26 protein-coding genes are annotated in these 26,675 nt (G+C 70.3%); 23 read left to right on the top strand and 3 right to left on the bottom strand.

Annotated features, from left to right (window positions below; genetic code table 11):
* Positions 1-5 precede the first annotated feature (5 nt).
* The 9 genes from H577_RS0101425 to H577_RS0101385 are packed head-to-tail and all read left to right on the top strand — an operon-like array spanning position 6 to position 8,626.
* On the top strand, positions 6-1,199 hold the full coding sequence (locus H577_RS0101425) for a substrate-binding domain-containing protein (RefSeq protein WP_029144437.1): 1,194 nt from the start codon (positions 6-8) through the stop codon (positions 1,197-1,199).
* 1 nt (position 1,200) lies between these two features.
* The gene (locus H577_RS0101420; RefSeq protein ID WP_029144436.1) at positions 1,201-1,965 is read left to right on the top strand and encodes an ABC transporter ATP-binding protein; all 765 of its coding nucleotides are present in this window, start codon (positions 1,201-1,203) and stop codon (positions 1,963-1,965) included.
* Complete coding sequence (locus H577_RS14680) at positions 1,962-2,717, top strand: ABC transporter ATP-binding protein (protein WP_051191574.1); 756 nt, start codon at positions 1,962-1,964, stop codon at positions 2,715-2,717. Before H577_RS0101420 ends, H577_RS14680 begins: the two co-directional genes overlap by 4 nt.
* On the top strand, positions 2,714-3,589 hold the full coding sequence (locus tag H577_RS0101410) for a branched-chain amino acid ABC transporter permease (protein ID WP_029144435.1): 876 nt from the start codon (positions 2,714-2,716) through the stop codon (positions 3,587-3,589). Before H577_RS14680 ends, H577_RS0101410 begins: the two co-directional genes overlap by 4 nt.
* The gene (locus tag H577_RS0101405; protein WP_051191572.1) at positions 3,586-4,731 is read left to right on the top strand and encodes a branched-chain amino acid ABC transporter permease; all 1,146 of its coding nucleotides are present in this window, start codon (positions 3,586-3,588) and stop codon (positions 4,729-4,731) included. The genes H577_RS0101410 and H577_RS0101405 overlap by 4 nt, the downstream gene beginning before the upstream one ends.
* A complete protein-coding gene (locus H577_RS0101400) occupies positions 4,728-6,305 on the top strand; it encodes a class I adenylate-forming enzyme family protein (protein ID WP_029144433.1) in 1,578 nt (525 codons plus the stop codon). Before H577_RS0101405 ends, H577_RS0101400 begins: the two co-directional genes overlap by 4 nt.
* A complete protein-coding gene (locus H577_RS0101395; RefSeq protein WP_051191571.1) occupies positions 6,289-6,969 on the top strand; it encodes a TetR/AcrR family transcriptional regulator in 681 nt (226 codons plus the stop codon). The genes H577_RS0101400 and H577_RS0101395 overlap by 17 nt, the downstream gene beginning before the upstream one ends.
* Positions 6,966-7,718 (top strand): 3-hydroxybutyrate dehydrogenase, encoded by a 753-nt coding sequence (locus H577_RS0101390; RefSeq protein WP_029144431.1) that lies wholly within the window; start codon positions 6,966-6,968, stop codon positions 7,716-7,718. Before H577_RS0101395 ends, H577_RS0101390 begins: the two co-directional genes overlap by 4 nt.
* Positions 7,715-8,626 carry an alpha/beta hydrolase gene (locus H577_RS0101385; RefSeq protein ID WP_342664738.1) on the top strand — a complete coding sequence of 304 codons (912 nt, stop codon included), beginning with the start codon at positions 7,715-7,717 and terminating at the stop codon, positions 8,624-8,626. The genes H577_RS0101390 and H577_RS0101385 overlap by 4 nt, the downstream gene beginning before the upstream one ends.
* An 83-nt stretch (positions 8,627-8,709) precedes the next feature.
* Here the strand turns inward: H577_RS0101385 and H577_RS0101380 are convergent, their stop codons facing one another.
* Entirely contained in the window at positions 8,710-9,495 is a 786-nt protein-coding gene (locus H577_RS0101380; protein ID WP_029144429.1) for an IclR family transcriptional regulator, read from the bottom strand.
* Between the two features lie 117 nt (positions 9,496-9,612).
* Between H577_RS0101380 and H577_RS0101375 the strand changes: the two genes are divergently transcribed.
* Genes H577_RS0101375 through H577_RS0101365 form a run of 3 tightly spaced genes read left to right on the top strand, consistent with a single transcriptional unit; the run spans position 9,613 to position 12,228 of the window.
* Entirely contained in the window at positions 9,613-10,392 is a 780-nt protein-coding gene (locus H577_RS0101375; RefSeq protein ID WP_029144428.1) for a CoA transferase subunit A, read from the top strand.
* Position 10,393: 1 nt separating this feature from the next.
* Positions 10,394-11,047 carry a CoA transferase subunit B gene (locus H577_RS0101370; protein WP_029144427.1) on the top strand — a complete coding sequence of 218 codons (654 nt, stop codon included), beginning with the start codon at positions 10,394-10,396 and terminating at the stop codon, positions 11,045-11,047.
* The gene (locus tag H577_RS0101365; RefSeq protein WP_029144426.1) at positions 11,044-12,228 is read left to right on the top strand and encodes an acetyl-CoA C-acetyltransferase; all 1,185 of its coding nucleotides are present in this window, start codon (positions 11,044-11,046) and stop codon (positions 12,226-12,228) included. Before H577_RS0101370 ends, H577_RS0101365 begins: the two co-directional genes overlap by 4 nt.
* A gap of 17 nt (positions 12,229-12,245) precedes the next feature.
* Here the strand turns inward: H577_RS0101365 and H577_RS0101360 are convergent, their stop codons facing one another.
* Entirely contained in the window at positions 12,246-12,500 is a 255-nt protein-coding gene (locus H577_RS0101360) for a hypothetical protein (RefSeq protein ID WP_029144425.1), read from the bottom strand.
* 103 nt (positions 12,501-12,603) lie between these two features.
* On the opposite strand from H577_RS0101360, the gene H577_RS0101355 reads away from it, so the two are divergent.
* The 6 genes from H577_RS0101355 to ilvC all read left to right on the top strand — a co-directional run bounded on the left by H577_RS0101355 (position 12,604) and on the right by ilvC (position 20,079).
* Positions 12,604-14,010, top strand: coding sequence for an alpha,alpha-trehalose-phosphate synthase (UDP-forming) (locus H577_RS0101355; RefSeq protein ID WP_029144424.1), 1,407 nt, complete (start codon positions 12,604-12,606; stop codon positions 14,008-14,010).
* Positions 14,007-14,807, top strand: a complete 801-nt coding sequence (gene otsB / locus H577_RS0101350) for a trehalose-phosphatase (protein WP_029144423.1) — start codon at positions 14,007-14,009, stop codon at positions 14,805-14,807. Before H577_RS0101355 ends, otsB begins: the two co-directional genes overlap by 4 nt.
* A 91-nt stretch (positions 14,808-14,898) precedes the next feature.
* Complete coding sequence (gene ilvD / locus H577_RS0101345; RefSeq protein ID WP_029144422.1) at positions 14,899-16,605, top strand: dihydroxy-acid dehydratase; 1,707 nt, start codon at positions 14,899-14,901, stop codon at positions 16,603-16,605.
* A 47-nt stretch (positions 16,606-16,652) separates the two neighbouring features.
* The gene (locus tag H577_RS0101340) at positions 16,653-18,458 is read left to right on the top strand and encodes an acetolactate synthase large subunit (RefSeq protein ID WP_029144421.1); all 1,806 of its coding nucleotides are present in this window, start codon (positions 16,653-16,655) and stop codon (positions 18,456-18,458) included.
* Positions 18,459-18,468: 10 nt separating this feature from the next.
* On the top strand, positions 18,469-18,978 hold the full coding sequence (gene ilvN, locus H577_RS0101335) for an acetolactate synthase small subunit (protein WP_029144420.1): 510 nt from the start codon (positions 18,469-18,471) through the stop codon (positions 18,976-18,978).
* Positions 18,979-18,981: 3 nt separating this feature from the next.
* Positions 18,982-20,079, top strand: a complete 1,098-nt coding sequence (gene ilvC, locus H577_RS0101330) for a ketol-acid reductoisomerase (protein WP_281166844.1) — start codon at positions 18,982-18,984, stop codon at positions 20,077-20,079.
* Between the two features lie 70 nt (positions 20,080-20,149).
* Here ilvC and H577_RS0101325 read toward each other — a convergent pair whose 3' ends face one another.
* Entirely contained in the window at positions 20,150-21,337 is a 1,188-nt protein-coding gene (locus tag H577_RS0101325) for an ROK family transcriptional regulator (RefSeq protein ID WP_029144418.1), read from the bottom strand.
* 299 nt (positions 21,338-21,636) lie between these two features.
* Here H577_RS0101325 and H577_RS0101320 point away from each other — a divergent pair, with 299 nt between their 5' ends.
* The 5 genes from H577_RS0101320 to H577_RS0101300 are packed head-to-tail and all read left to right on the top strand — an operon-like array spanning position 21,637 to position 26,673.
* Entirely contained in the window at positions 21,637-22,581 is a 945-nt protein-coding gene (locus H577_RS0101320; RefSeq protein ID WP_029144417.1) for a glutamate ABC transporter substrate-binding protein, read from the top strand.
* Positions 22,582-22,639: 58 nt separating this feature from the next.
* On the top strand, positions 22,640-23,284 hold the full coding sequence (locus H577_RS0101315) for an amino acid ABC transporter permease (protein WP_029144416.1): 645 nt from the start codon (positions 22,640-22,642) through the stop codon (positions 23,282-23,284).
* On the top strand, positions 23,281-24,168 hold the full coding sequence (locus H577_RS14675; protein ID WP_051191568.1) for an amino acid ABC transporter permease: 888 nt from the start codon (positions 23,281-23,283) through the stop codon (positions 24,166-24,168). The genes H577_RS0101315 and H577_RS14675 overlap by 4 nt, the downstream gene beginning before the upstream one ends.
* Complete coding sequence (locus tag H577_RS0101305; RefSeq protein WP_036283432.1) at positions 24,161-25,105, top strand: ROK family protein; 945 nt, start codon at positions 24,161-24,163, stop codon at positions 25,103-25,105. Before H577_RS14675 ends, H577_RS0101305 begins: the two co-directional genes overlap by 8 nt.
* On the top strand, positions 25,102-26,673 hold the full coding sequence (locus H577_RS0101300) for a M81 family metallopeptidase (protein WP_029144414.1): 1,572 nt from the start codon (positions 25,102-25,104) through the stop codon (positions 26,671-26,673). The genes H577_RS0101305 and H577_RS0101300 overlap by 4 nt, the downstream gene beginning before the upstream one ends.
* The last annotated feature ends 2 nt before the right edge of the window (positions 26,674-26,675 follow it).

The following is a 26,675-nucleotide window of genomic DNA, read 5'->3' as shown; positions in this document are numbered from 1 at the left end:
CCACCATGCGGGTTACGAAGAAGAAGCTGCTGCTCACAGCGCTGACGGCCACGGCCGCCGTTGCGCTCGCGGCCTGTGCGCCCACCGGCGCAGACTCCGCCCCCTCGGCGGGCGGTGAGATCAGTGTCGGCGTGATCACCAGTGAGACCGGCCCGCTCGCCGGGTACGGCACGCAATACCTCGACGCTTTCAAAGCAGGTCTTGACTACGCGACCGACGGCACCGGGGCCGTCGACGGGCAGACCCTGAAGATCGACTACCGCGACGACGCCGGGGACCCCGACACCGCTGTCACCGCCGCGAAAGACCTGATCGGCAAGGGGACCAAGATCCTGCTCGGCAGCGCGTCGTCGGGCGGCGCCCTCGCCGTGGCCGAGCAGGCGGCACAGAACGAGGTGCTGTTCATCTCGGGCCCCGCCGCCGTCGACACCCTCACCGGCGTCAACAAGTACACGTTCCGGTCGGGCCGGCAGAGCGCGCAGGACGTCGCCACCGCGGGAACGTTCCTCGATGACCTGGACGGCAAGAAGATCACCGTCTTCGCCCAGAACACCGCGTTCGGCCAGGGCAACGACGCCGCCGTCAAGGCGATCCTCGGCGGCAAGGGTGCCACGGTCCAGAGTGTGCTGGTGCCCGAGGATGCCACCGAGTTCACCCCGTTCGCCCAGCAGATCCTGCAGGCCAAGCCCGACCTCGTGTTCGTGGCCTGGGCCGGCGCCACCAGCGGCGCGATGTGGCAGGCGCTGTCGCAGCAGGGCGTGCTCGAGGCGATCCCGGTGGTCACCGGCCTGGGCGACTCGCCGACCTTCGGCGCCTACGGCGAGGCCAGCGAGAAGATCAAGTTCCTCAGCCACTACTTCCCGACCGCCAACGACGACAAGGTCAACACGGCGATGATCCAGAAGATCGAGGCCGCCGGCGGCACGCCCGACCTGTTCAGCCCCGACGGCTTCAACGCGGCCATCATGCTCGTCCACGCCGTCAAAGAGGGCAAGGGCGACGTGGATGCCATGGTGAAAGCGCTCGAGGGCTTCAGCTTCGACGGGCCCAAGGGCACGACCACGGTGCGGGCCTCGGACCACGCGCTGATCCAGGAGATGTACCAGGCCAAGCTGGTCGCCAAGGACGGCTCGTTCGTGCCCGAGCTGGTCGTCGCGGTGCCGGCCGACGAGGTCGCTCCGGCCGAGGCGGGCAAATAGCATGACCGCACCCGTCCCGCCCGCCCTGCGCATCCGCGGCCTCGGCCTGCAGATCGGCGGCATCGGCATCCTGCACGACGTCGACCTCGACGTCGAGCCCGGTGCTCTGATCGGCGTGATCGGCCCGAACGGCGCCGGCAAGACGACGCTGTTCAACGCCGTCTCGGGTGTGGTCCGGCCCACCGCCGGCAGCATCGAGATGGACGGTGCCGACATCACACGGGCCACGATCGCCCGGCGCGCGCGGGCGGGGCTGGGGCGCACCTTTCAGACCTCGAGTCTGTTCCCGGCACTGAGCGTGATCGAGAACGTCCGACTCGCGGCCCAGGCGGCGCTCGGCGGCAGCTACTCGCTGCTGCGATTTCCGCGGGCCGGCGACGAGGCGACCGTCATCGCGCACGAGAAGCTGCAGGCGGTCGGGCTCTCGCACCGCGCCGACGCACGTGCCGGCGACATCTCGCACGGCGACAAGCGCAAGCTCGAAATCGCGGTGCTGCTGGCCGGTCGCGCACGCCTCATCCTGCTCGACGAGCCGATGGCCGGCGTGGGCTCGGGTGACGTGGCGGGCCTGGTCGACAGCATCCGTCGCCTGCATGCGGCCACCGGCTGCACCGTGCTCATGGTCGAGCACCACATCGACGTGCTGATGGGGCTGGTGCACAAGGTCGCCGTGATGTCGGCCGGCTCGATCATCGCGTTCGACACTCCCGCGAAGATCATGGCCGATCCGCTCGTGCAGAGCGCGTACCTGGGGAGCGCCGCATGAGCGATGAGGCACCGATCCTGCAGGTGCGGGGCCTGCGTGCCTGGATCGCCGGACAGCAGGTCGTCGAAGACGTGTCGTTCGACGTGCCCGCGCGCGGCATCACCGCCGTGCTCGGCCGCAACGGCGTCGGCAAGACCTCCACCCTGCGCGCGATCATGGGGCTGATCGGCCGCCGCGGCGAGGTGCGTCTTGGGGGCGAACGCATCGACCGGCTGCTCACCCACCGCATCGTGCAGCGTGGTGTCGGCTACGTGCCCGAAGACCGTGAGGTGTTCGCCGGGCTGACCGTGGCCGAGAACCTCGCGCTCGCCGAACGCACCCGCGCGCCCCGGCGCGAACTGGTCGCCGAGCTGTTCCCCGACCTGACCCGACGCGCGCAGCAGCGCGCCGGGACGCTGTCGGGCGGCCAGCAGCAGATGGTCTCGATCGCCCGGGCGCTGATCAACGACAACCGGGTGCTGTTGGTCGACGAGCCCACCAAGGGGCTGGCACCCAAAGTCGTCGACGAGGTGGCCGCGGCCCTGGAACGCGCCGCACACACCGTGCCCATCGTGCTCGTCGAACAGAACCTGCAGGTGGTGCGGCGGCTGGCCGACCGCGCCGTGGTGATCGCCGCCGGCCGGGTCGTCCACACCGCCGGCGCCGCCGAGATCCTCGACGACCCCGAGCTGACCCGGCGCCTGTTGGGCGTGCACACCGACGGACCCGCGCCCGCCGTCGTCGCGGACGCGGCCGGAAAGGCGCAGCCATGAGCACCCTCGTCCTCGCGTTGCTGACCGGCATCGGCCTGGGCGCGCTGTACTTTCTGATCTCCAGCGGGCTCAGCCTCATCTACGGGCTCATGCACGTGCTGAACTTCGCGCACGGTGTGTTCCTGTCGCTGAGCGCCTTCGTCGGGTGGGAAGTGGCGCGTCGCATGGATGCCACCACCTGGGGCGGATTCGCCTCCTCGGTGCTGGTCGGAGCCCTGGTCGGGGCGGTGTTCGCCGCGCTCACCGAACTCGCGCTCATCCGGCCGCTGTACGAACGGCACATCGAGCAGGTGCTCGTCACGGTCGGACTCTCGTTCGCGGCGGTCGCCCTGTTCGACGGCATCTGGGGCACCGACCCGGTCTACGTGTCGGGGCCGGCCTGGCTGCGCGCGACGACCACCGTGCTGGGGGCGAAGGTGCCGAACGTGTACTGGCTGCTCATGGTCGCCGCCGTGGTCGTGCTGGCACTGCTGGTGCTGTTCCTCCGGCGCACCCGGTACGGCATCATCATCCGCGCCGGTGTAGAGAACCGGGCCATGGTGACCGCCCTCGGCATCGACGTGCGCCGGTCGTTCACCCTCGTGTTCGCCATCGGGGGAGCCGCCGCCGGCATCGGCGGTGTGCTCGCCGCGCAGTGGGCCGGCTACGTCTCGAGCGGTCTCGGTCAGACGCTGTTGATCTTCGCGTTCATCGTCACCATCATCGGCGGACTGGGATCGCTGCCCGGCGCCGCACTGGCCTCGGTGCTGGTGGCCGTGCTGCAGCAGTTCGCAAACTTCTTCTTCGCCGGCACCGGTGACTTCATCGTCGTCGTGCTGCTGGCCGTGGTGCTACTGATCCGTCCGTCGGGACTTCTCGGGAGGACCGCATGACCGTGCCCGTCCGGCCCCACGCCGCCGCCGGCACCCGCCGCCTGCGCGCGGCGACCCCCGTCCTGGTCGGTGTCGCCGTCGTGGTCGTGCTCGCCGTGCTTCCGCTGCTGAACATCTCGATCCCCGGCATCCTGCCCGGTCCCACGTACACGCCCGGCACCCTGGCGCTGCTGTCGCTGTGCATGGTCTATGCCGCGCTCGCCCTCTCGTACAACATGCTGCTGGGCACCGCCGGGATGCTCTCGTTCGGGCACGCGCTCTCGTTCGGCGCGGGGGCGTACGGCCTGGGCATCGTGCTGCAGGCGATGCAGGTGCCGCTGTGGACCGGTATCGCCGTGGCCGTGCTCGGCGGGCTCGTCATCGCCGTAGTCACCGGCGCGGTCAGCCTGCGCGTGAACGGCATCCCGTTCGCCATGGTCACCCTGGCGTTCGCGCAGGCCGCCTCGGTGCTGGTGCGCCGGAATGCACAGCTGACCGGGGGAGAGGAGGGCCTGAGCCTTGCCACCGCGCACGTGCCCGACTGGCTGGTCGGGGTGGTCAACACCCGCAACCTCTACTGGTTCGCCCTGGCCGTGGTCGTGATCGCCTACCTGATCGCGGTGTGGGTCGACCGCTCCCGGCTCGGGCACCTGGCCCGCGCCGCGCGCGAGAACGAGTTGCGGGTGCGCGTACTCGGGCTCAGCCCGTACCGGGCCAAGCTCGTGGTGTTCACCGCGGCGGCGGTCGCGGCATCCCTCGCCGGCATCGCCTACCTGCTGCTGCAAAGCGGCACCCAGCCGCACGCCATCTCGGCCGATCTGACCATCACCATCCTCGTGATGGTGGTGCTGGGCGGGGTCGGGTTCCGCTGGGGCGCGGTGGTCGGCGGCGTCGTCTACACGCTGCTCGACCAGCGTCTGACCGTGCTCGCCCGCTCGGACGCGATCGCAGGGCTGCCCGACGTGCTGCGCATCCCGCTGTCCGAGCCGCTGTTCCTGCTGGGCGTACTGTTCATCATCGTGGTGATGTTCGTTCCCGGCGGGATCGCCGGCACCGTCGACGCCCTGGTGCACGGGCGGATCGGGCGGCGCCGCACGCGCGCGCCGCAGGCGTTCGCCGACGCCGAGGCGGCCGACCAGTCCGAGGCCGAGGTGAGGGCATGAACGACGTCGTCGACGGGCACGGCGACGGCCCGCACACGATCGGTCGGTGGCTTCTCGGCCGGGCCGCGTGCGCCCCCGGGCGCACCGCCATCGACGACCGCGGCGTCACCATCGACTATGCGGGCCTCCAGGCGCGCGCGAGCACGCTCGCCGAGCGGCTGCGCCACGCCGGATACGGCCCGGGCGACCGCATCGCCACGCTCTCGGGCAACGCCATCGACCACGTCGTCGCGTTCTTCGCCTGTGCGCGCACCGGCATCGCGTTCGTGCCGCTGTCGTGGCGGCTTGCAGCCGCCGAACTCGCCGACATCGTCGCCCGCACCGACCCGGTGCTGCTGCTGGTCGAGGACGACTACGCGGGCCTTCACGCCGACACGTTGCGACGGATGCCACGACCCGCACCCGCCGTGCCGTTGGGCGTGGCCGGGGTCGAGGCGCACGTGCCCGAGCGTGCCGAGCGGTTCGGACCCGCGCCGGCGGCGCGGGCCGTGCGCGACGACGACGTCGCCCTGGTGATCTTCACCTCCGGCAGCGAGGGCGTGCCCAAGGGCGTCATGCTCACCCATGCGAACTGTTTCTGGAACAACCTCGCCCTTGCCGGTGCCGTGCAGCTGACCGCCGCCGATGTCGTGCTGTGCACGCTGCCGCAGTTCCACGTCGCCGCCTGGAACGTGCAGCCGCTGCTGGCGTGGTGGACCGGCGCGACCGTGGTGCTCGAACGCTCGTTCCAGCCCGATCGGGTGCTGCAGTTGATCGCCGAGCGCGGTGTGACCGCCATGATGGGCGTGCCGACGCAGTACCGGCTGCTGGCCGACGACCCCCGCTTCGCCACCACCGACCTGTCGTCACTGCGCATCGCCCAGGTCGGCGGCGCCGAACTGGACGACGACGTGCGCGCACGCTGGGCCGCGCGCGGCATCGGGCTGCTCGCCGGGTACGGGCTCACCGAGGCCGGGCCGAACGTGCTCACCGTCGTGCCCGGCGACACCGCCGCCGCCGGCACCGTCGGCGCCCCCTACCCGCACGTCGACGTCTGCCTGGCCGACCCGACGACCGGCCTGCCGCTGGACGGCGAGTGCACCGGCGAGCTCTGGGTGCGCGGGCCGAGCGTGTTCGCCGGGTACCTCGGCGACCCCGAGGCGGCCGCCCGGGCGTTCACCGGACCCTGGCTGCGCACCGGCGACCTCGCCCACCTGGACCGGACCGGGCGCTACCGGATCGTCGACCGCATCAAGGACATCTACATCTCGGGCGGCGAGAACATCGCACCCGCCGAGGTCGAGCGGGCACTGTGCGCCCACCCGCGGGTGCGCGCGGCGGTCGCCGTCGGCGTGCCCGACCGGGTCTGGGGTGAACGCGGTGTCGCCTTCGTCGAGCTGCACCCGGGTGCGGCATGCTCAGAAGACGAGTTGGTCGCGCACGCCCGCTCCCGGCTGGCCGGCTACAAGGTGCCGGTGCGTATCGCCGTGGTCGACGAGCTGCCACGGTCGGCGATCGACAAGCTCGCCCGCTCCCGGCTGCGCGCCCGCGCCCGGACGCTCATCGAAGAGGAGACCAATGTCGATGCAGGATGAGCAGACGTCGCTGAACGTGTCGCAGGTCACCGGCCGCCCGCTCACCAAGCGCGGCGAGGCCACCCGACGGCGCCTGCTCGAGGCCGCCGAGCACGTGTTCGCCGACCAGGGTTACCACGAGGCATCCATCGTGAAGATCACCGAGCGCGCCGGCATAGGCTTGGGAACCTTCTACCTGTACTTCGACAGCAAGCAGGCCGTGTTCGAGTCGCTCGTGGTCGACCTCAACCAGCGCGTGCGGCACTCGATGGCCGAAGCCATGGCCGGCGCCGCCACCCGCATCGACGCCGAACGGGCCGGGTTCGCGGGCTTCTTCCGGTTCACGGCCGAACACCCCGCCCTGTACCGGATCGTGCGCGAGGCCGAGTTCGTCTCGCCCGAGATGCTGCGGCTGCACTACACCCGCATCGTCGAGGGGTACGAAGCGGGGCTGCGCCGCGCCCAACAGGCCGGCGAGATCGACGCCGCGCTCGACCCGGCCGTCACCGCCTGGGCGCTCATGGGAATGGGTGAGCTGATCGGCATGCGGTTTCTGCTGTGGGAGCGCGACGAGGACGGTCTGGGCCCGCAGCGACTGCCCGACGACGTCTTCGACGACATGATGCGATTCATCCGGAACGCCCTCGCCCCGCGCGAGGCCACACAGGAAGGCGGACGATCATGACCGAATCGGACCTGCACGGCAAGCGCGCCGTGATCACCGGGGGAGCCAGCGGCATCGGGCTGGCCTGCGCGCGCGAACTCGCCTCACGCGGCGCGCACGTGGTCATCGCCGATCTGAACGAGCAGGCGGCGCAGGACGCGGCATCCGATCTCGGAGGTGAGGCGTGGGTGGTCGATCTCTCCGACACCCGCGCGCTGGACGAGCTGCGGCTGGATGCCGACATCCTGGTCAACAACGCCGGCATCCAGCGGGTCGCCCCCATCGTCGAGTTCGACCCCGAGGCGTTCCGGCTCATCCAGCGGATCATGGTCGAAGCGCCGTTTCTGCTGATCCGCGCCGTGCTACCCGGAATGTACGCGCGGGGCTGGGGGCGCATCGTCAACATCTCCAGCGCGCACGGGCTGCGGGCCAGCGCCTTCAAATCCGCGTACGTGACGGCCAAGCACGCGCTCGAGGGGCTGTCGAAGGTCACCGCGCTCGAAGGCGCCGAGCACGGCGTCACCAGCAACTGCGTCAACCCGGCCTATGTGCGTACCCCACTGGTCGAAAAGCAGATCGCCGACCAGGCGGCGGTGCACGGCATCCCCGAGTCCGAGGTGGTCGAGAAGATCATGCTCACCGAGACCGCCGTCAAGCGGCTCGTCGAGCCCGAGGAGGTGGCCTCGCTGGTCGGCTGGCTGGTCGGCCCGCACTCGGGCATGACCACCGGCGCCTCGTACACCATCGACGGCGGATGGACCGCCCGGTGAGCCGCCCGCACCGCGAGGTCGACGTCCCGGTCGCCGGCGGCGCGCTGCACGTGGGCGTCTGGGACGGCGCGGCGCCGGATGCCCCCACCGCCCTGCTGGTGCACGGGGTCACCTCGTCGCACCGCGCCTGGCCGTTTCTGGCCGACCGGCTGCCCGGCGTGCGCCTGATCGCCCCCGATCTGCGCGGCCGTGGGCGCAGCAACACCGTGGCCGGTCCTGCCGGCATGGCCGCGCACGCCGGCGATATGGCCGCCGTGCTCGACGCGTTCGGCGTCGACCGCACCGTGGTGGTGGGGCACTCGATGGGCGGCTTCGTGTCGGTCGTGCTGGCCGACCGGCATCCCGACCGGGTCTCGCGCCTCGTGCTGATCGACGGTGGGTTGCCACTGCCGGTGCCACCGGGCCTCGACCCCGAGCAGGTGGTGCACCTGGTGCTCGGGCCGACGGCCGAGCGGTTGACGATGCGGTTCGCGTCGGTCGCCGCCTACCTCGACTTCTGGCGCGCGCACCCCGCCTTCCGCGGCGCGTGGACGGACGAGCTCGAGGACTACCTCGCCTACGATCTCGTCGACGACGGTGACGGGATGTACCGGCCTGCGACCGCGTACGCCACGGTCGTCGACGACACCGTCGACATGAACACCGGCACCGCGTTGCCCGACGCCCTGAGCCGGCTGCGGCATCCCACCCGGCTGGTCACGGTGCCGCGCGGTCTGCAGGACGAGACGCCCGGCCTGTACCCGCCCGCACACCGTGAGCGCGTGCTGGCGCAGCATCCCGGCATCCGCCACACCCACCTCGACGGCTTCAACCACTACACGATCGTGATGTCACCGGCCGGTGCCGACGCGATCGCACCGATGATCACCGCCGCGGTGGACGAGGCCGAGAACCCGCGCGAGAGCTGACGGCGCGGCCCGGACCGGCCCGGCACCGGGGAGCGTCGGTGCCCGGCCGGATCGGGTGCCATGAGCATCGACCACAGGCCGCGTCAGCGCCGCGCGGACGCGATCCGCGAGGTGAGCTGGTGCGCGTGCGCGAGCAGCGTGCGCCCCAGCTCGGGCAGGCGGTCGGGGCCGAACCGGAACTCCACGCCGTTCAGGCTCAGCGCCCACTGCGGGTGGCCCTCGCGGGTGAACACCGCCGCGCCGATGCCGTAGCTGCCCTCGACGATCAGACCCGGGTTGAGCGAATAGCCGCGCTCGGTCGTCTCGCCCAGGCGCCGGCGCAACCGCCGCTCGCTGTGCGCCTCGCCGTAGCGATCGGGCAGCTCCGGATGCCGCTCGAAATAGGCGTCCACATCGTGGGGCGACAGAAAGGCTAGGATCGCCAGTCCTGCCGACGCGACGCCCAGCGGAAACCGGGACCCCTCGTGCAGCACGAACGACCGGATCGGGAAGCTCCCCTCCTCGTGGACCAGGCACACGGTCTCATCGCCCCGGCGCACCGACAAGAACGCGCTCTCTTCGGTGCGCACCGCCAGCGATCGCACGATGTCGCGGGCGATCTCGGTGATGTCGTATCGGGCCGCCGCGACGTTGCCCATCAAGAAGAGCTCGGGACCGGGCATCCACAATCCGGTCCGCTCGTCCTGGTCGACCAGCCCCTCGTGCCGCAGCGCGCTCAGCAGCCGATGCGTCGTGGGGCGGGTGAGTTCGGCGGTTCGGGCGAGCTCGCTCACGGTGACCCCGTCCGATCCGGATGCGGTCACCAGGCGCAGCAGGGCGGCCGCGCGCGCGATCGCCTGCGCTCCCGGCACCGATGCCCTGCTGTCCACGATATGAACACTACGACCGGGTTCATCCACATCGCAAACGGGATCGTGCGTACCGGCGTGCGCAGGCGCATGCTGAAAGGGACGCGCCGACGAGGGCGCGGGACGAAGGAGGTCCGCGTGATCGACAAGCAGGTGGCATCCGCCGCGCAGGCGGTGGCAGACATCCCGGACGGCGCGACGATCGCCGTGGGCGGGTTCGGCCTGAGCGGCAACCCGATGGCGCTCATCGAGGCGTTGCTGGCACAGGGCACGAGCGACCTGTCGATCATCTCGAACAACTGCGGCGTCGACGACTGGGGGCTGGGGCTGCTGCTGGGCGCCCGCCGCATCCGCAAGATGACCTCGTCGTACGTCGGCGAGAACAAGGAGTTCGAGCGGCAGTTCCTCGAAGGCGACCTCGAGCTCGAACTGACCCCGCAGGGCACCCTGGCCGAGAAGCTGCGGGCGGGCGGCGCCGGGATCGCCGCGTTCTTCACTCCGACCGGCGTGGGCACCCAGGTCGCCGAGGGCGGGCTGCCGCGTCGCTACGACGGATCCGGGGGCGTGGCCGTGGCATCCCCGCCGAAAGAGACCCGCAGCTTCACCGTGGGCGGCGTCGAGCGCGACTACGTGCTCGAAGAGGGCATCGTCGCCGACTATGCGCTGGTGCACGCGCTGCGCGGCGACCGACACGGCAACCTCGTGTTCAACAAGGCCGCCCGCAACTTCAACCCGCTCGCCGCCATGGCCGGACGGGTCTGCATCGCGCAGGTGGAAGAGCTGGTCGAACCCGGCCGGATCGACCCGGATGCCGTGCACCTGCCCGGCATCTATGTGCACCGCGTCGTCGAGGTCGGCCCCGGCATCGAGAAGCGCATCGAGCGTCGCACCGTGCAGGCGCCCGCGGAAGGAGCATGAGATGGCACTGACCCGCCAGCAGATGGCCGCGCGCGCAGCCGAGGAGCTGCCCGACGGCGCCTACGTCAACCTCGGCATCGGACTGCCGACCCTGGTGCCGAACTACGTGCCCGCCGGCGTCACGGTGGTGTTGCAGTCCGAGAACGGCATCCTCGGGGTCGGACCGTACCCGGCCGAGGACGCCGTCGACCCTGATCTGATCAACGCGGGCAAAGAGACCGTGACGGTCCTTCCCGGCGCCGCCTTCTTCGACTCCGCGACGAGCTTCGGCATGATCCGCGGCGGCAAGATCGACGCCGCGATCCTCGGCGCCATGCAGGTGTCGAAGGACGGCGACCTGGCCAACTGGATGATCCCCGGCAAGATGGTCAAGGGTCCCGGGGGCGCGATGGACCTGGTGCACGGCGCCGGGAGACTCATCGTGCTGATGGAGCACGTCGCCAAGGACGGCTCGGCCAAGATCGTGGACGAGTGCTCGCTGCCGCTCACCGGCCGCCGGGTCGTGGACCGCATCATCACCGACCTCGCCGTGATCGACGTCACCGAGAACGGCCTGGTGCTGGTCGAGACCGCGCCGGGCGTGTCGGTCGACGACGTGATCGCGGCCACCGAACCGGAGTTGACCATTTCGAACGAGCTTGAGGTGAAGGCATGAACAGGGACGACGTCGTCATCGTGGCGGCCGCGCGCACGCCGCAGGGCCGCCTGAAGGGGCAGTTGGCACCGCTGACCGCCGTGCAGCTGGGCAGCGCCGCGATCGCCGGCGCGCTGCAGAAGGGCGGCATCCCCGCCGACGCGGTCGACGCCGTGCTGGTCGGGCAGGTGCTGCCCGCCGGCGCCGGTCAGAACCCGGCCCGGCAGGCCGCGGTCGGCGCGGGCATCCCGTGGACGGTGCACGCCGGATCGGTCAACAAGGTGTGCCTGTCGGGACTGACCGCCGTCATCGACGCGGCGCGGATGCTGCGGCTGGGGGACGCGGCCGTGGTGGTCGCCGCCGGCATGGAGTCCATGACCCGTGCCCCCCACCTGCTCATGGGCTCACGCGACGGATGGTCGTACGGCACCGTGGAGGTGCTCGACCACATGGCCTACGACGGTCTCACCGACGCGTACGACCGCGAGAGCATGGGCGCGTCCACCGAGCGCCTCAACGAGCGGTTCGAGGTGACCCGCCAGCAGCAGGACGCCGTGGCTGCGCGCTCGCATCAGCGGGCGGCGGCGGCGTGGGATGCGGGTGTGTTCGAGGCCGAGATCGTGCCGGTGCAGATCCCGCAGCGCCGCGGCGAGCCGGTGACGGTGACCCGTGACGAGGGCATCCGCCCCGACACCACCGTCGATTCGCTGGCCGCCCTGCGCCCGGCGTTCGCCGAGGGCGGCTCGATCACGGCCGGCAACTCGTCGCAGATCTCCGACGGGGCATCCGCCGTCGTGCTCACCACCCGCTCGCACGCCGATGCGAACGGCTGGGACGTGCTCGCCGTGGTCGGGGCGTCCGGTCAGGTCGCCGGGCCCGACAACTCGCTGCACGCCCAGCCCGCCGGCGCGATCCGCCAGGCGGTCGACAAGCAGGGCATCGCCGTGTCGGACCTGGACGTCGTCGAGATCAACGAGGCGTTCGGCGCCGTCGTGGCCCGCTCGCAGCGCGAACTGGGTCTCGACGACGACATCGTCAACATCCACGGCGGCGGCATCGCCATCGGTCACCCTATCGGCGCCAGCGGCAACCGGCTGGTCGTGCACATGGTGCACGAGCTGGTGCGTCGCGGCTCCGGCACGGCCGCGGTCGCGCTGTGCGGCGGCGGCGGCCAGGGCGACGCTTTGATCCTCACCCGCTGAGGCGGTGCCCGCGCCGGTCAGCGCTCCAGGTTCTGCGTGAGGTACTTCGTCTCGTGGCCCGACACGGGGGAGTCCTCGGGTACGAGGTGTCCCTGACCGGCGCGGCGCACGTCGACGATCGTGCCGATCGCCAGCGCCAGCGTGATCGCCCAGCTCAGCCAGGCCAACCCGGTGCGCCAGGTGAACGGCTCTTTGTCGCGCAGCGCCCGCAGCAGCGTCATGCCGCTGGTGACCGCGCCGATGATGCCCGTGCCGAAGACGTACTTGCGCATCCCCCCACGCTAGCGCGCGGCACCGGTGTCGCAGAACCCGGCACCGCGCGCCGCGCTGTTAGCCTGAGAGAGGCATCTCGCGATACGAAAGCAGGCGCTGGACATGACGCAAGCAGAACTCGTCGTCGTCGCGAACCGACTGCCCGTCGACCGCGACGACGCCGGCGGATGGCGCACCTCGCCGGGCGGACTGGTCACCGCGCTCGAGCCGGTGATGCGACGCACCCAGGGCGCATGGGTGGGCTGGCCGGGCCAGGCTGAACTGCACCTCGAAGAGTTCGACTTCGAGGGCACGCACCTGGTGCCGGTCACCCTCAGCGCCGAAGACGTCGAGCTGTACTACGAGGGCTTCTCGAACGACACCATCTGGCCGCTCTACCACGACGTCATCGCCGCGCCGCGATACCGCCGGGAATGGTGGAACGCGTACGTCGCGGTCAACAGCAGATTCGCGGATGCCGCCGCCGCCGCGGCCGCGCCGGGGGCGACCGTCTGGGTGCAGGACTATCAACTGCAGCTGGTGCCGAAGATGGTCCGCGAGCTGCGGCCCGACGTGACGATCGGGTACTTCCATCACATTCCGTTTCCGGCATACGGCCTGTTCTCGCAATTGCCGTGGCGGCGGCAGGTGCTCGAGGGCCTGCTCGGCGCCGACGTGATCGGGTTCCAGCGCACCGGTGACGCCGGCAACTTCGCGCGGGCCGTGCATCGGCAACTGCGGTACGAGACCCGGGCCAGCGGCATCCGCATCCCGCAGGACGACGGGTCGGTGCGCATCGCCCTCGCCAAGGCGTTCCCCATCTCCATCGATGCGTCCGCGTACGTCCGGATGGCGCAGCGTCCCGACATCCAGGCCCGCGCCCGGCAGATCCGCGACGAGCTCGGCAACCCCGAGAAGATCCTGCTCGGGGTCGACCGGCTCGACTACACCAAAGGCATCCGCCACCGCATGAAGGCGTTCGGCGAGCTGCTGCGCGACGACCGGCTGTCGGTCGAACGGGCCACGCTCGTGCAGGTGGCCAGCCCCAGCCGGGAACGGGTGGCCGCGTACATGCAGCTGCGCGACGAGATCGAGCTCACGGTCGGTCGCATCAACGGCACGTACGACACCATGGAGCACACCGCCATCCGCTACCTGCACCAGGCGTTCCCGCGCGAAGAGATGGTCGCCCTGTACCTGGCGGCCGACGTCATGCTGGTGACCGCACTGCGCGACGGCATGAACCTGGTCGCCAAGGAGTACATCGCCAGCCGTCTCGACAACCGCGGTGTGCTCGTGCTCAGCGAGTTCACCGGCGCCGCCGACGAGCTCGGCAGCGCGATCCGCATCAACCCGCATGACATCGAGGGCCTGAAGGACGCCATCATGCAGGCCGTCGACATGCCGCCCGCCGAGCAGGGCCGCCGCATGCGCAAGCTGCGCCGCCGAGTGCAGGAGCACGACGTCGAGGCATGGTCGCAGGCCTTCCTCGCGGCGCTTCACGACGCCCACCGGGCGAACGCGTCGTGACGCCCGTCGAGACCCGGGCGCTCGACCGGCTCGCCGCGGCGCGGCGGCTGCTGGTCGCGCTCGATTTCGACGGCACCCTGTCACCGTTGCAGAACGACCCGATGCGCTCGCGCATGCTGCCGGCGGCGCGCACTGCCGTCGAGGCGTTGGCGGGGCGCCCCTGCACCTGGGTCGCGCTGGTGTCGGGTCGCAGCCTGAAAGACCTGCGCCTCATCGCCGAGCACCGCGACGACTCGGCGGTGCTGCTGGCAGGCTCGCACGGCGCCGAGTTCTGGACACCGGCCGCAGGGGTCATCGCCCCAGACGACGACCCCGCCGACATCGTGCTGCGCGATCGGCTTCGCGCCGCGACCGAGCAGGCCACCCGGCATCTGCCCGGGGTGTGGATCGAACCGAAGACGTTCGGGTTCGGCGTGCACACCCGGCGTGCCTCGAGGTCCGACGCGCAGGCCGCGAACGATGCCGCCGACGCGATCGTGGCCACCGCAGCCGGACACTGGCGGCGCCGCACCGGGCGCGACATCGTCGAGTATGCGTTCCGTGACGAGGGCAAAGACAGCGCCGTCGCCCACCTACGGCAGCTGGTGCACGCCGATGCGGTGCTCTTCGCCGGCGACGACGTCACCGACGAGGACGCCCTGCGCAGCCTCGGCGAGACGGATGTGGGCGTGCATGTCGGCCCGGTGGGCACCACTGCGGCGACGGTGCTGATGCCCGGCATCGACGAGTTCGCACGGTTTCTGGCATCCCTCGCCGCACGCCGACGCGACCGCGCGTGCGACGAGAGCCCGGCGTGAGCGCGCGCCGCCGTGCGCGAACGAACGCCGACGGACATCGTGCGGTGTCATGACCGAGGGAGCGGACGGGTCGGCGCAATAGACTTCGAGCATGGCTGAGTCCGAGAAGGCGATCGACATCAAGCCCCGCAGCCGCGTCGTCACTGACGGCATCGAGGCGACCACTTCGCGAGGCATGCTGCGCGGAGTCGGCATGGGCGACGACGACTGGGACAAGCCGCAGATCGGCATCGCGTCGAGCTGGAACGAGATCACCCCCTGCAACCTCAGCCTCGACCGGCTCGCCCAGGGTGCGAAGCAGGGGGTGCACGCCGGCGGCGGCTATCCGTTGCAGTTCGGCACCATCTCGGTGTCGGACGGCATCTCGATGGGCCACGAGGGCATGCACTTCTCGCTGGTCAGCCGTGAGGTGATCGCCGACTCGGTCGAGACGGTGGTGATGGCCGAACGCCTGGACGGCACCGTCCTGCTGGCCGGCTGCGACAAGTCGATTCCCGGGATGCTGATGGCCAGCGCCCGGCTGAACCTGTCGAGCGTGTTCCTGTACGCCGGGTCGATCGCCCCCGGCTGGGTGAAGCTGTCGGACGGCACCGAGAAGGAGATCACCATCATCGACTCCTTCGAGGGGGTCGGGGCGTGCCTTGCGGGCCGGATGACCGAAGAAGACCTGCACCACATCGAGTGCTCGTTCGCCCCGGGCGAGGGGGCCTGCGGCGGCATGTACACGGCGAACACGATGGCGTCGGTCGCCGAGGCGCTCGGCCTGAGCCTGCCCGGGTCGGCGGCGCCGCCGTCGGCGGACCGCCGCCGCGACATGTTCGCCAGGCGTTCCGGGGAGGCGGTGGTGAACCTGCTGCGGCAGGGCATCACCACCCGAGACATCCTCACGATCGAGGCGTTCGAGAACGCCATCGCGTTGGCGATGGCGCTCGGCGGCTCGACCAACGTGGTGCTGCATCTGCTGGCGATCGCGAGCGAGGCGGGCGTGGAACTGAGCCTGCACGACTTCAACCGCATCGGCGCCAAGGTGCCGCACGTGGCCGACATGAAACCCTACGGCCAGTTCGTCATGAACGACGTCGACCGGCACGGTGGCATCCCGGTCGTCATGAAGGCGATGCTCGACGAAGGGCTGCTGCACGGCGACGCCCTCACCGTCACCGGCAAGACGCTCGCCGAGAACCTCGCCGAGTTGAGCCCGGGACCGGTCGACGGCACCGTCATCCACACCTTCGACGACCCGATCCACGCCACCGGGGGACTCACCATCCTGCACGGCTCGCTCGCCCCCGACGGCGCCGTGGTCAAGACCGCCGGGTTCGACGCCGCGGTGTTCGAGGGCCCTGCCCGCGTGTTCGAGCGCGAGCGCGCCGCCATGGACGCACTCGAGGCCGGCGAGATCACCGCCGGCGACGTGGTCGTGATCCGCTACGAGGGGCCCAAGGGCGGGCCGGGCATGCGCGAGATGCTTGCGATCACCGCGGCCATCAAGGGCGCGGGCCTCGGAAAAGATGTATTACTCTTGACGGACGGTCGATTCTCCGGCGGCACAACCGGCCTGTGCATCGGCCACATAGCACCCGAAGCGGTGGACTCCGGTCCCATCGCCTTCGTGCGCGATGGTGATCTGATACGGGTCGATATCGCGGCTCGCACTCTCGACCTACTCGTCGACACGTCCGAGCTGGGCTCCCGCGCAGTGGGATGGGAGCCGCTGGAACCGCGCTACACCCGAGGCGTCTTGGCCAAGTACTCCAAGCTCGTGCGCTCTGCCGCGCAGGGCGCCGTCACGGGGTAGCGGCCACACGATCCCCTGTCAGCCCGATCAATCGAGGAAACATCACCATGCCTGCAGACACCGCTGCGGCCGTACCACGGCCACACGCCCCCCGCACCGCGTCCGCGCCCGTGCTCACGGGTGCACAGGCGGTCGTCCGATCGCTCGAGCTGCTCGGGATCACCGACGTGTTCGGCCTGCCCGGCGGCGCCATCCTCCCGGTCTACGACCCGCTGATGGACGCCTCCGAGATCCGACACATCCTGGTGCGGCACGAGCAGGGCGCCGGGCACGCGGCCGAAGGCTACGCGTCGGCGTCGGGCAAGGTGGGCGTGGCCATCGCCACCTCGGGACCGGGCGCCACCAACCTGGTCACGGCGATCGCCGACGCCTACATGGACTCGGTGCCGCTGCTGGCGATCACCGGGCAGGTGTTCAGCACGCTGATGGGCACCGACGCGTTCCAAGAGGCCGACATCGTGGGGATCACGATGCCGATCACCAAGCACTCGTTCCTCGTCCGGCGCGCCGAAGACATCCCCGGGGCGCTGGCCGCGGCGTATGAGATCGCCACGACCGGCCGGCCCGGCCCGGTGCTCGTGGACATCACCAAGGATGCGCAGCAGAACGAGGCGCCGTTCATCTGGCCGCCCAAGGTCGACCTGCCCGGGTACCGTCCGGTGACCAAGGCGCACGGCAAGCAGATCCAGGCCGCGGCCCGCCTGCTCGCGCACGCCTCCAAGCCGGTGCTGTACGTCGGCGGCGGTGTGGTGCGGGCCCGGGCGGCCGACGAACTGCGCACCCTGGCCGAGTCCACCGGCGCGCCGGTGGTGACCACCCTGATGGCACGGGGCGCCTTCCCCGACTCGCACCGGCAGCACCTGGGCATGCCCGGCATGCACGGCACCGTCCCCGCGGTGTTGGCGCTGCAGGAGGCCGACCTGATCGTGGCGCTGGGCGCGAGGTTCGATGACCGCGTCACCGGCAAGGCGGCGCTGTTCGCCCCGCACGCCAAGGTCGTGCACGTCGACATCGATCCGGCCGAGATCTCGAAGATCCGGGTCGCCGACGTGCCGATCGTGGGCGACCTGAAAGACGTCCTCGTCGACCTCGACGTGGCCTTCCGCGGCGTCGCGTCGGCATCGCGCCCCGGCATCGCCGACTGGTGGTCGTACCTGGACGGGCTGCGCGACGAGTTCCCGCTCGGGTTCGCGCCCACCAGTGACGGCCTGCTGTCGCCCCAGCACGTGATCCAGCGCATCGGCGAGCTGACCGGTCCCGAGGCGGTGTACGCCGCCGGTGTCGGCCAGCATCAGATGTGGGCGGCCCAGTTCATCCGGTACGAGCGGCCGAACGCGTGGCTGAACTCCGGTGGTGCGGGAACCATGGGCTATGCCGTTCCGGCCGCGATGGGGGCGAAGGTCGCCGAGCCCGACCGCGTGGTGTGGGCGATCGACGGCGACGGCTGCTTCCAGATGACCAACCAGGAGTTGGCCACCTGCGTGATCAACGACATCCCGATCAAGGTGGCGATCATCAACAACTCGTCGCTGGGCATGGTGCGTCAGTGGCAGACCCTGTTCTACGACGGGCGGCACTCGCACACCGACCTGAACACGGGGCACGGCACCGTCCGGGTGCCCGACTTCGTCAAGCTCGCCGAGGCGTACGGATGCCTCGCGCTGCGCGTCGAGCGCGAAGAAGACGTGGATGCCGCCATCGAGACGGCGCTGGCGACCAACGACCGTCCGGTCGTGATCGACTTCGTGGTCAGCGCCGACGCGATGGTGTGGCCGATGGTGCCACAGGGCGTGAGCAACAGCTACGTCCAGTACGCCCGCGACCACGCACCCGCATTCGAGCAGGAAGACTGAGGAGGACGACATGCCCAACCACGTGCTGAGCCTTCTCGTGGAGGACAAGCCCGGTCTGCTGACCCGGGTCGCCGGCCTGTTCGCCCGGCGCAGCTTCAACATCTCGTCCCTGGCGGTGGGCGTCACCGAGGTGCCGGGCCTGAGCCGCATCACGGTCGTCGTCGACGTCGACGAACAGCCGCTCGAGCAGGTGACCAAGCAGCTGAACAAGCTGGTGAACGTCATCAAGATCGTCGAGCTGGAGCCGGCGGCATCCGTGCAACGCGAGCACATGCTCGTGAAGGTGCGTGCCGACAACGCGAACCGCTCGAACGTGCTCGAGGTGGTGAACCTGTTCCGCGCGTCCGTCGTCGACTACGCGCCCGACGCGCTCGTGGTCGAGGTCACCGGCGACCAGGGCAAGGTCGAGGCGCTGCTGCGGGCGCTCGAACCGTTCGGCATCAAAGAGCTCGCGCAGTCGGGGCTGCTGGCCATCGGCCGAGGCGGCAAGAGCATCACCGAACGCGTGCTGCGCGGCTGAGGCATCCGCGCCACCCGTCACCGGCGGACCGGCGCAGCGACACGAAACGACACAACCCAAGGAGAAACCCACATGACCACCGAGATCTTCCACGACTCCGACGCCGACCTGTCGATCATCCAGAACAAGAAGGTCGCGATCGTCGGCTACGGCTCGCAGGGCCACGCCCACGCGCTGAACCTGCGCGACTCGGGCGTTGAGGTCGTCATCGCCCTCAAAGAGGGGTCGCGCTCGATCCAGAAGGCGCAGGAGGCCGGCTTCGAGGTCAAGACGGTGGCGGATGCCGCCGACTGGGCGGACGTCATCGTCATCCTCGCGCCCGACCAGCACCAGCGCGGCATCTACGCCGACTCGATCAAGGAGCACCTGGCGCCCGGCAAGACGCTGCTGTTCGCGCACGGTTTCAACATCCGGTTCGGCTACATCCAGGCGCCCGAGGGCGTGGACGTCGTCATGGTCGCCCCCAAGGGCCCGGGTCACACCGTGCGCCGCGAGTACGAGGCCGGCCGCGGCGTGCCGGTGATCGTCGCCGTCGAGGTGGATGCCTCGGGTTCGGCGTGGGACACCGCCTGGTCGTACGCCAAGGCGATCGGCGGCCTGCGCGCCGGCGGCATCAAGACCACGTTCACCGAAGAGACCGAGACCGACCTGTTCGGCGAGCAGGCGGTGCTGTGCGGCGGCATGTCGCACCTGGTGCAGTACGGCTTCGAGACGCTGGTCGAGGCCGGCTACCAGCCCCAGATCGCGTACTTCGAGGTGCTGCACGAGCTCAAGCTCATCGTCGACCTGATGTGGGAGGGCGGCATCGCCAAGCAGCGCTGGTCGATCTCGGACACCGCTGAGTACGGCGACTACGTGTCGGGCCCGCGCGTGATCGACCCGCACGTCAAGGAGAACATGAAGGCTGTGCTCGCCGACATCCAGTCCGGTGCCTTCGCGCAGCGCTTCATCGACGACCAGGACGCCGGGGCTCCCGAGTTCCTCGCGCTGCGCGAGAAGGAGGCGCAGCACCCGATCGAGGCGGTCGGCAAGGAGCTGCGCGCCCTGTTCGCCTGGAAGCAGCAGGACGAGGACTACACCGAGGGCTCGGCCGCGCGCTGAGCCACCGTCGCGAACGGGCCGGGGGAGCGCTCCTCCGGCCCGTTCGCGTGGGCGGCTGCGGCGACAGACGTCAGGATGCCGTCGGCCGCAGGCCGTCCAGACGCTGCGGCGTGAACAACTCGTCGAGGATCAACCGCGCGGCACCCAGAACGCCCGCGCTTTCTCGGGCGCGACTGGTCGTGACCTCCAGCTCGTCGGTCACCATCGGCAGGCATTGGGAGTAGATGGACGAGCGAACACCGGCGACGAACGCCTCTGCCTGGCTCAGGATGCCGCCGAGGATCAGACTGCGCGGGTTGTAGAAGTTCATGATCGTGGACAGGATGACGCCGAGCCTGAGGCCCGCCTCGCGCAATGCCTGCGTCGCCTGCGGATGGGCATCGCCGGCCAGGGCGACCACGTCGCCGGCATCGGAGACCGACACACCCTCGGCCTGCAGGGCACGGACCAGGGCGGACCCTCCCGCCACGGCATCGAGGCACGCCGTCCGCCCGCACGAACACAGCACGGCGGGCGCATCGGCCACGGTGACGTGGCTGATATCGCCGGCCATGCCGCGGTGGCCACGGTAGATCCGGCCCGAGGCGATGACGCCGCACCCGATGCTCGACCCGGCCTTCACGAACACGAAGTGATCCTCGTCGTGGTCACGTACCGTCGATTCGCCGAGGGCCATCAGGTTGGCATCGTTGTCGGCCTGCACGGTGAGCCCGGTCATCTCAGCGAGTCGTTCACCCGGCCGCAGTCCGTTCCAGCCCGGCATCCGCGACGGTGAGACCATGGCGCGCGTGCGCGCGTCGACCGGACCCGGAAGGCCGATGCCGATGCCCCGCAGCTGCCAGTCAGGACGGTGATGCGCCGAGAGTGTGCGCGCGGTTGCGGCCACCCATCCGAGCACATGCTCCGGCCCCGCGGTGATGTCGATCGGCTCGGTGCGGTCGGCGAGTCGGTGCCCGGCCAGGTCGAACAGGCCGAAGTTCGCATGGTGGGAGCCGAGGTCCACCGCACAGACCACGGCTCCGTCGCCGTTGATCTCCAAGTGGCGGGGGCGCCGTCCCACGCCACCGGCTTCGCCGTCGGTCTCGCGTACGAGCCCCGCGGCCACCAGCTCGTCGACGCGCTGTGCAACGGTGGACGGGCTGAGTCCGGTCAGACGTGCCAGCTGGGCGCGTGAATGCGCCGCATCGCCCCGAATCAGCGACAACAGCTTCGCGGCATCCGCTCGCTTGGGCGAGCCGACCTGCCCGGTGGCGACCATGGCGACCTCCTCGTGACCGAGGTCAGTCTACGCAATTCTCCGAAACTGGAGAATATTAGGCCCAATCTTGCATCTATCCGATCCGTCCGAATACGCTCACCGAAACTCACCTGCGAGACAGCTGGGAATGCAATGAGCGCATCGAACACGCCGATGGTGGCGCTGCCGGTCGTGGACACGTACTCCGGTGATCTGTGCGTGCCACGGTGCGTCGACCTCGAGGTGGCGCCGAGCGGGCCCGGGCACGGCGGTGGCGATCTCTCGCGCACGATCACAACCCAACAGAGAGGAATGCCCTGATGTGGCATGGAAAGAGATGGACGAAGCCGGCGCTGGCCGTCGCAGCTCTGGCAGTCGTGACGATGGGCGTGGCGGCGTGCGCGTCGAACGCGAGTCTGCCGCCCGAGGACGGGAGCACGAACGCGGCCGACCAGAACCCGGTGTTCGCCGATGCGCCCGTGGCGGGGGCAGACCTGATCGTGCCGGGGTCGACGATGGAGCGGATCAAGAAGCGGGGCAAGCTCATCGTCGCCGAGGCGCTCGACGCACCGCTGCTGTCGCAGCAGGATCCGACCAATCCCGACCAGGTCGAGGGCTTCGATGCCGACCTGGCGAAGCTGCTGGCGATCTACATCCTCGGCAAGCCGAGCGTCGAGATCGTGCCGCCGGCCTCCGAGACCCGTGAGGCGATGCTGCAGAACGGCACCGTCGATGTGGTCTTCAACACGTACACGATCACCCCGGAGCGCGCCGAGCAGGTCTCGTTCGCGGGGCCCTACTTCGAGTCGGGGCTCGCCGTGGCCGTCAAGAGCGACAACAACGACATCACGAGCGAGAAGGACCTGGACGGCAAGACCGTGATCGTCGGTGCGAACACACCGGCGGTCACCGAGGTGCCGAAGGTGGCACCGTCGGCGACCGTGGTCTCGTTCGCCACCGATCCCGCCGCGGTCCAGGCACTGATCCAGGGGCGCGGCGACGCGTATGTGCAGGACTACACGCTGCTGGCCAGCGACGCGGCCAGCGAGAAGCAGATCAAGGTGGTGGGCGCGCCGTTCACCACCGAGCCCTATGGGATCGGTCTGAAGCACGGCGACGACGACTTCAAGTCCTTCATCAACGATTGGCTCCTGAAGATCCAGGATGGCGGTCAGTGGGGTCAGGCGTGGAAGACCACGCTCGGCACCGTGACCGACTCCGACATCCCGACGCCGCCGAAGATCGGCTCGGTTCCGGGCTCCTGATCACGTCGAGGGGTGGAAGGCGAGATCTTCCACCCCTCCCCATCCCGGGAGACAGTCCATGAATCCCCTCATCGAGAATGCCGGTGCGATCGCGCAGGCCCTCGGCACCACCCTGATGATGGCGGTGATCGCCGGGATCGGCTCGATCGTGCTGGGCGTGCTGGTGACGGTCGCGCGCGTCAGTCCGATACCGATCCTGCGCTTCGCGGCGTTCTGCTACACGCAGTTCTTCATCAACGTGCCCCTGTTGGCGCTGTTGCTGCTTGCCGTGTTCGCCCTGCCCGACGCGGGACTGCTGCTTCCGCTGACGCCGACCGCCATCATCGTGTTGACCGCCTATGAATCGGCGTACGTCGCCGAGGCGGTGCGTTCGGGTGTCAACACCGTGCCGCCCGGTCAGATCGAGGCGGCACGCGCGCTCGGGATGACGTTCGGGCTGAGCCTGAGACGGGTGATCGTGCCGCAGGCGCTGCGATCGGTCGTCCAGCCGATCGGCAACGTGATGATCGCGCTCGCGATGAACACCGCGTTGGCTGCGGCGGTGGGCGTGGTGGAGCTGACCGCCGAGGTCAACAAGATCAACCTGGTCGCCGCCCAGCCGATCCTGATCTTCTCGGGCGCCGGCCTGCTCTACATGGCCATTGCGCTGGTGATCGGCCTGGCGGCGGGCTGGGTCGAACGAAGGGTGGCGATCGCCCGATGAGCGTCGACACACTCAAGGCGGCACGCGTCGTCCGCCGCGCCGGCGCGCACTACGACGCGTCGTTCATGTATGACGTGCCCGGGCCCAGGGGCCGGCGCAACATCATGCTCGGTTCGATCGTCAGCTGCCTGGTGCTCGGTGGCATCCTCGCCGCCGGTCTGTGGCAGTTCGCCGCGCACGGGCAGTTGGCGCCGGACCGCTGGGCTCCGTTCACCACGTGGCCGATCTGGCGCTACCTGCTCGATGGACTGCTCGGCACCCTCGAGGCCGCGGCCGTCGTCGCCGTGCTCGGTGGTGTCCTCGGCGTGCTGCTCGCCCTCGGGCGCACCGGACGCATCCGCCCGGTGCGCTGGCTCTGCACGGCCTACATCGAGATCGCACGCACGGTGCCGGTGCTGCTCATGATCTATCTCATGCTGTTCGGGCTGCCCCAGCTCGGACTCACCCTGCCGCGGCTGTGGCAGCTGGTGATTCCGCTCACGGTCGCCAACGCCGCCGTGTTCGCCGAGATCGTCCGGGCCGGCATCGCCAGTCTTCCGCGTGGGCAGCAGGAGGCGGCGCTGAGTCTGGGCATGCGTCGGTCCCAAGCCATGCGATACGTCGTGCTTCCGCAGGCCTTCCGCAACGTGGCCCCGTCATTGATCACCCAGTTCGTCAGTCTGCTCAAGGACACCTCACTCGGTTTCATCGTCGCGTTCACCGAGCTGTTGTACCGCGGCCAGGTGCTCGCCTCGTACCTGCACCTGCTCATTCCGACCTATGTGGCCGTCACCGTCATCTACCTCGTCGTCAACGGCAGCCTGACCGCGGTCGCGGCCCGGTTGCAACGGGCGAGAGGACGGCGCGGCGCCGCCGCCGATCCGAAGACCTCCGCCGATGGCTGAGGGCACGCTGATCGCCGGGATCGACATCGGGGGCACGAAGATCTCTGCGTTGTTGGCGGGTGACGACGGCACGGTGCGCTCACGTGGCGCCGTGGCGGCGCCGGCCTCACAGGGTGCTGATGCGATGGCGGATGCCGCAGCCTCGCTGGTGCGTCGACTGGTCCGCGATGCCGAAGCCGATGTCACCGTCGTCGGCGTGGGAACGGCCGGCGTCGTCGATCACCACTCCGGCGCGATCCGGGCGGCATCCGGCACCTTCCCCGGATGGGCCGGCTACCCGTTGGCGCAGGAGTTGTCCGCCCGGCTGGATCTGCCGATCTGTGTGGAGAACGACGTCAATGCGTTCCTTCTCGGAGAGGTGGCCGCCGGTGCCGAATACGGCGACGATGTGCTGGGCGTGATGCTCGGTACGGGCGTGGGCGGAGCGGTGCTGTTGGACGGACGGTTGCGGCACGGCCCTCACGGCGCAGCCGGAGAGATCGGCCATACCCCCGGGTACGGCGACACCCGGTGCACCTGCGGGCAGCGCGGTCACCTCGAAACCGTGGCATCCGGTACGTCACTGTCGCGGCGTTACGCAGAACGTACCCGCGGGGCTGCGCTCGGTGCACGGGAGGTCGCGCGCCGGGCGCGATCGGGCGACGCCGATGCCCGCGCGGTGTTCGACGACGCGGGCCGAGCCCTCGCTCTCGCGTGCGCGAGCGCCGCCGGCATCCTGGACCTGCCTGTCGCGGTCGTCGGCGGGGGAGTGGCACAGGCCTGGGACCTGCTCGAGCCGGCCATCGAACGCACGCTCGTCACCGACTCGCCGGTCTCGGGCGCGGGCCTGCGGATCGTGCGCGGCAGGCTGGGCGAGGACGCCGTCGCGTGGGGGGCTGTCCGTCTCGCGCGCGGTCGGGGTGTCGACGACACCCCTGCAGAGGGAGGAACCCGATGACCGATCGACCGCCGGCATGTCAGGTGTGGCTGGGGCCGCCACCCGACGCGGCGGCGGACGGGCTTGCCCGTCCGCGTATCGGCATCGGCGGGATCTCGATCGAGTCGAGCACGTTCACGCCGCACATCTCCGGTGACGAGGCGTTCACCGTGCGGACGGGCCGGCGACTGCTCGCCGGTTACGGCTTCTTCGACCACGAGCCCGGGTTGCGGGATGCCGCGGACTGGGTGCCGCTCATGCACGCGCGTGCGCTGCCCGGCGGCGCGGTCGCCGCCGACACGTACCGGCGGATGAGGCAGCAGCTCGTCGACGGTATCCGCCGACACGGTCCGTTCGACGGGTTCCTCCTCGACATCCATGGGGCGATGAGCGTCGTCGGGCTCGACGACGCCGATGCCGACCTCGCCGGTGCGGTGCGGCAGGCCGTCGGTGAGGACACGCTGGTCAGCGCCGCCATGGACCTGCACGGCAATGTGTCGCGCGCGCTGCTCGACGCCGTCGACCTCATCACCTGCTACCGGATGGCGCCGCACGAGGACGAACCGAACACCAAGGAGCGGGCTGCGTACAACCTCGTCGCCCGACTGCGTGCCGCCGGGGGGATCGACCCTGTGCGGCGCCGTCCGTACAAGGCGTGGGTGCCGGTTCCGGTGCTGCTGCCCGGCGAGAAGACCAGCACCCGGCTGCAGCCGGCCCGCGGCATCTACGACGACGTCGCCGAGGTCGCCGAGCTGCCCGGGGTGGTCGACGCCGCCGTCTGGGTGGGCTACGCCTGGGCCGACGAGCCCCGCTGCCACGCGGCTGTGGTGGTCACCGGAGACGACCGCGCGGTCATCGCCCGCGAAGCCGAGCGGTTGGCGCGCCGGTACTGGGACGCACGCGACGACTTCGCGTTCGTGGGGCCGACGGCATCCCTCGCCGACGCGCTCGACCGGGCGTTGGCGCCCGGTGCCGCGCGGCCGTACGTGATCTCCGACTCGGGTGACAACCCCACCGCGGGCGGCGCCGGCGACGTGTCCTCCACGCTCGGCGAACTGCTCGCCCGCCCCGATCTCGCCGACGACCGGCGGTGCGTCATCCACGCGTCGATCTTCGATCCCGCGGCCGTGGCGGTCGCTGCCGCGGCCGGCGTCGGCGCGTGGGTGGACGTGTGGGCAGGCGGCCGGGTCGATCCGGGGCCGCGTGGACCGGTACGGCTGCGCGGTCGGGTGTTCTCGCTCACCGACGGCGATCCCGTCGCCGGCGTGCAGGTGGTGATCCGGGCCGGTTCGGTGCACGCGATCCTCACCGAGCGTCGCAAGCCTTTCCACCACCTCGACGACTTCCGCATGCTCGGCCTCGACCCCGAGACGGCAGACGTGCTGATCGTGAAGATCGGCTACCTCGAGCCCGAGCTGTACCAGCTGGCCGCCGACTGGACGCTGGCACTGACCCCCGGCGGCGTCGACCAGGACCTGCTGCGGCTCGGACACCACCGGCTCGCGCCGGGCGTGGTGCCGTTCGACACGTCGGATCCGCATCCCGATCTGGCAGCCGTGGTCACCCGGCGCGGCGAGGGGGAGGATTGAAC

Origin of the sequence: Microbacterium luticocti DSM 19459, from assembly GCF_000422405.1 — a bacterium.
Taxonomy (GTDB): domain Bacteria; phylum Actinomycetota; class Actinomycetes; order Actinomycetales; family Microbacteriaceae; genus Microbacterium; species Microbacterium luticocti.
Note: the sequence above shows the minus strand (reverse complement) of the source record. Positions and strands in the feature narration are given on the sequence as shown.

Excerpts from the sequence above, each read along its gene's own strand:
- H577_RS0101425 (WP_029144437.1), top strand. The coding sequence starts at position 6 with ATGCGGGTTACGAAGAAGAAGCTGCTGCTCACAGCGCTGACGGCCACG.
- H577_RS0101420 (WP_029144436.1), top strand. The coding sequence starts at position 1,201 with ATGACCGCACCCGTCCCGCCCGCCCTGCGCATCCGCGGCCTCGGCCTG.
- H577_RS14680 (WP_051191574.1), top strand. The coding sequence starts at position 1,962 with ATGAGCGATGAGGCACCGATCCTGCAGGTGCGGGGCCTGCGTGCCTGG.
- H577_RS0101410 (WP_029144435.1), top strand. The coding sequence starts at position 2,714 with ATGAGCACCCTCGTCCTCGCGTTGCTGACCGGCATCGGCCTGGGCGCG.
- H577_RS0101405 (WP_051191572.1), top strand. The coding sequence starts at position 3,586 with ATGACCGTGCCCGTCCGGCCCCACGCCGCCGCCGGCACCCGCCGCCTG.
- H577_RS0101400 (WP_029144433.1), top strand. The coding sequence starts at position 4,728 with ATGAACGACGTCGTCGACGGGCACGGCGACGGCCCGCACACGATCGGT.
- H577_RS0101395 (WP_051191571.1), top strand. The coding sequence starts at position 6,289 with ATGTCGATGCAGGATGAGCAGACGTCGCTGAACGTGTCGCAGGTCACC.
- H577_RS0101390 (WP_029144431.1), top strand. The coding sequence starts at position 6,966 with ATGACCGAATCGGACCTGCACGGCAAGCGCGCCGTGATCACCGGGGGA.
- H577_RS0101370 (WP_029144427.1), top strand. The coding sequence starts at position 10,394 with ATGGCACTGACCCGCCAGCAGATGGCCGCGCGCGCAGCCGAGGAGCTG.
- H577_RS0101365 (WP_029144426.1), top strand. The coding sequence starts at position 11,044 with ATGAACAGGGACGACGTCGTCATCGTGGCGGCCGCGCGCACGCCGCAG.
- H577_RS0101360 (WP_029144425.1), bottom strand. The coding sequence starts at position 12,500 with ATGCGCAAGTACGTCTTCGGCACGGGCATCATCGGCGCGGTCACCAGC.
- H577_RS0101355 (WP_029144424.1), top strand. The coding sequence starts at position 12,604 with ATGACGCAAGCAGAACTCGTCGTCGTCGCGAACCGACTGCCCGTCGAC.
- ilvD (WP_029144422.1), top strand. The coding sequence starts at position 14,899 with ATGGCTGAGTCCGAGAAGGCGATCGACATCAAGCCCCGCAGCCGCGTC.
- H577_RS0101340 (WP_029144421.1), top strand. The coding sequence starts at position 16,653 with ATGCCTGCAGACACCGCTGCGGCCGTACCACGGCCACACGCCCCCCGC.
- ilvN (WP_029144420.1), top strand. The coding sequence starts at position 18,469 with ATGCCCAACCACGTGCTGAGCCTTCTCGTGGAGGACAAGCCCGGTCTG.
- H577_RS0101325 (WP_029144418.1), bottom strand. The coding sequence starts at position 21,337 with ATGGTCGCCACCGGGCAGGTCGGCTCGCCCAAGCGAGCGGATGCCGCG.
- H577_RS0101320 (WP_029144417.1), top strand. The coding sequence starts at position 21,637 with ATGTGGCATGGAAAGAGATGGACGAAGCCGGCGCTGGCCGTCGCAGCT.
- H577_RS0101315 (WP_029144416.1), top strand. The coding sequence starts at position 22,640 with ATGAATCCCCTCATCGAGAATGCCGGTGCGATCGCGCAGGCCCTCGGC.
- H577_RS14675 (WP_051191568.1), top strand. The coding sequence starts at position 23,281 with ATGAGCGTCGACACACTCAAGGCGGCACGCGTCGTCCGCCGCGCCGGC.
- H577_RS0101305 (WP_036283432.1), top strand. The coding sequence starts at position 24,161 with ATGGCTGAGGGCACGCTGATCGCCGGGATCGACATCGGGGGCACGAAG.
- H577_RS0101300 (WP_029144414.1), top strand. The coding sequence starts at position 25,102 with ATGACCGATCGACCGCCGGCATGTCAGGTGTGGCTGGGGCCGCCACCC.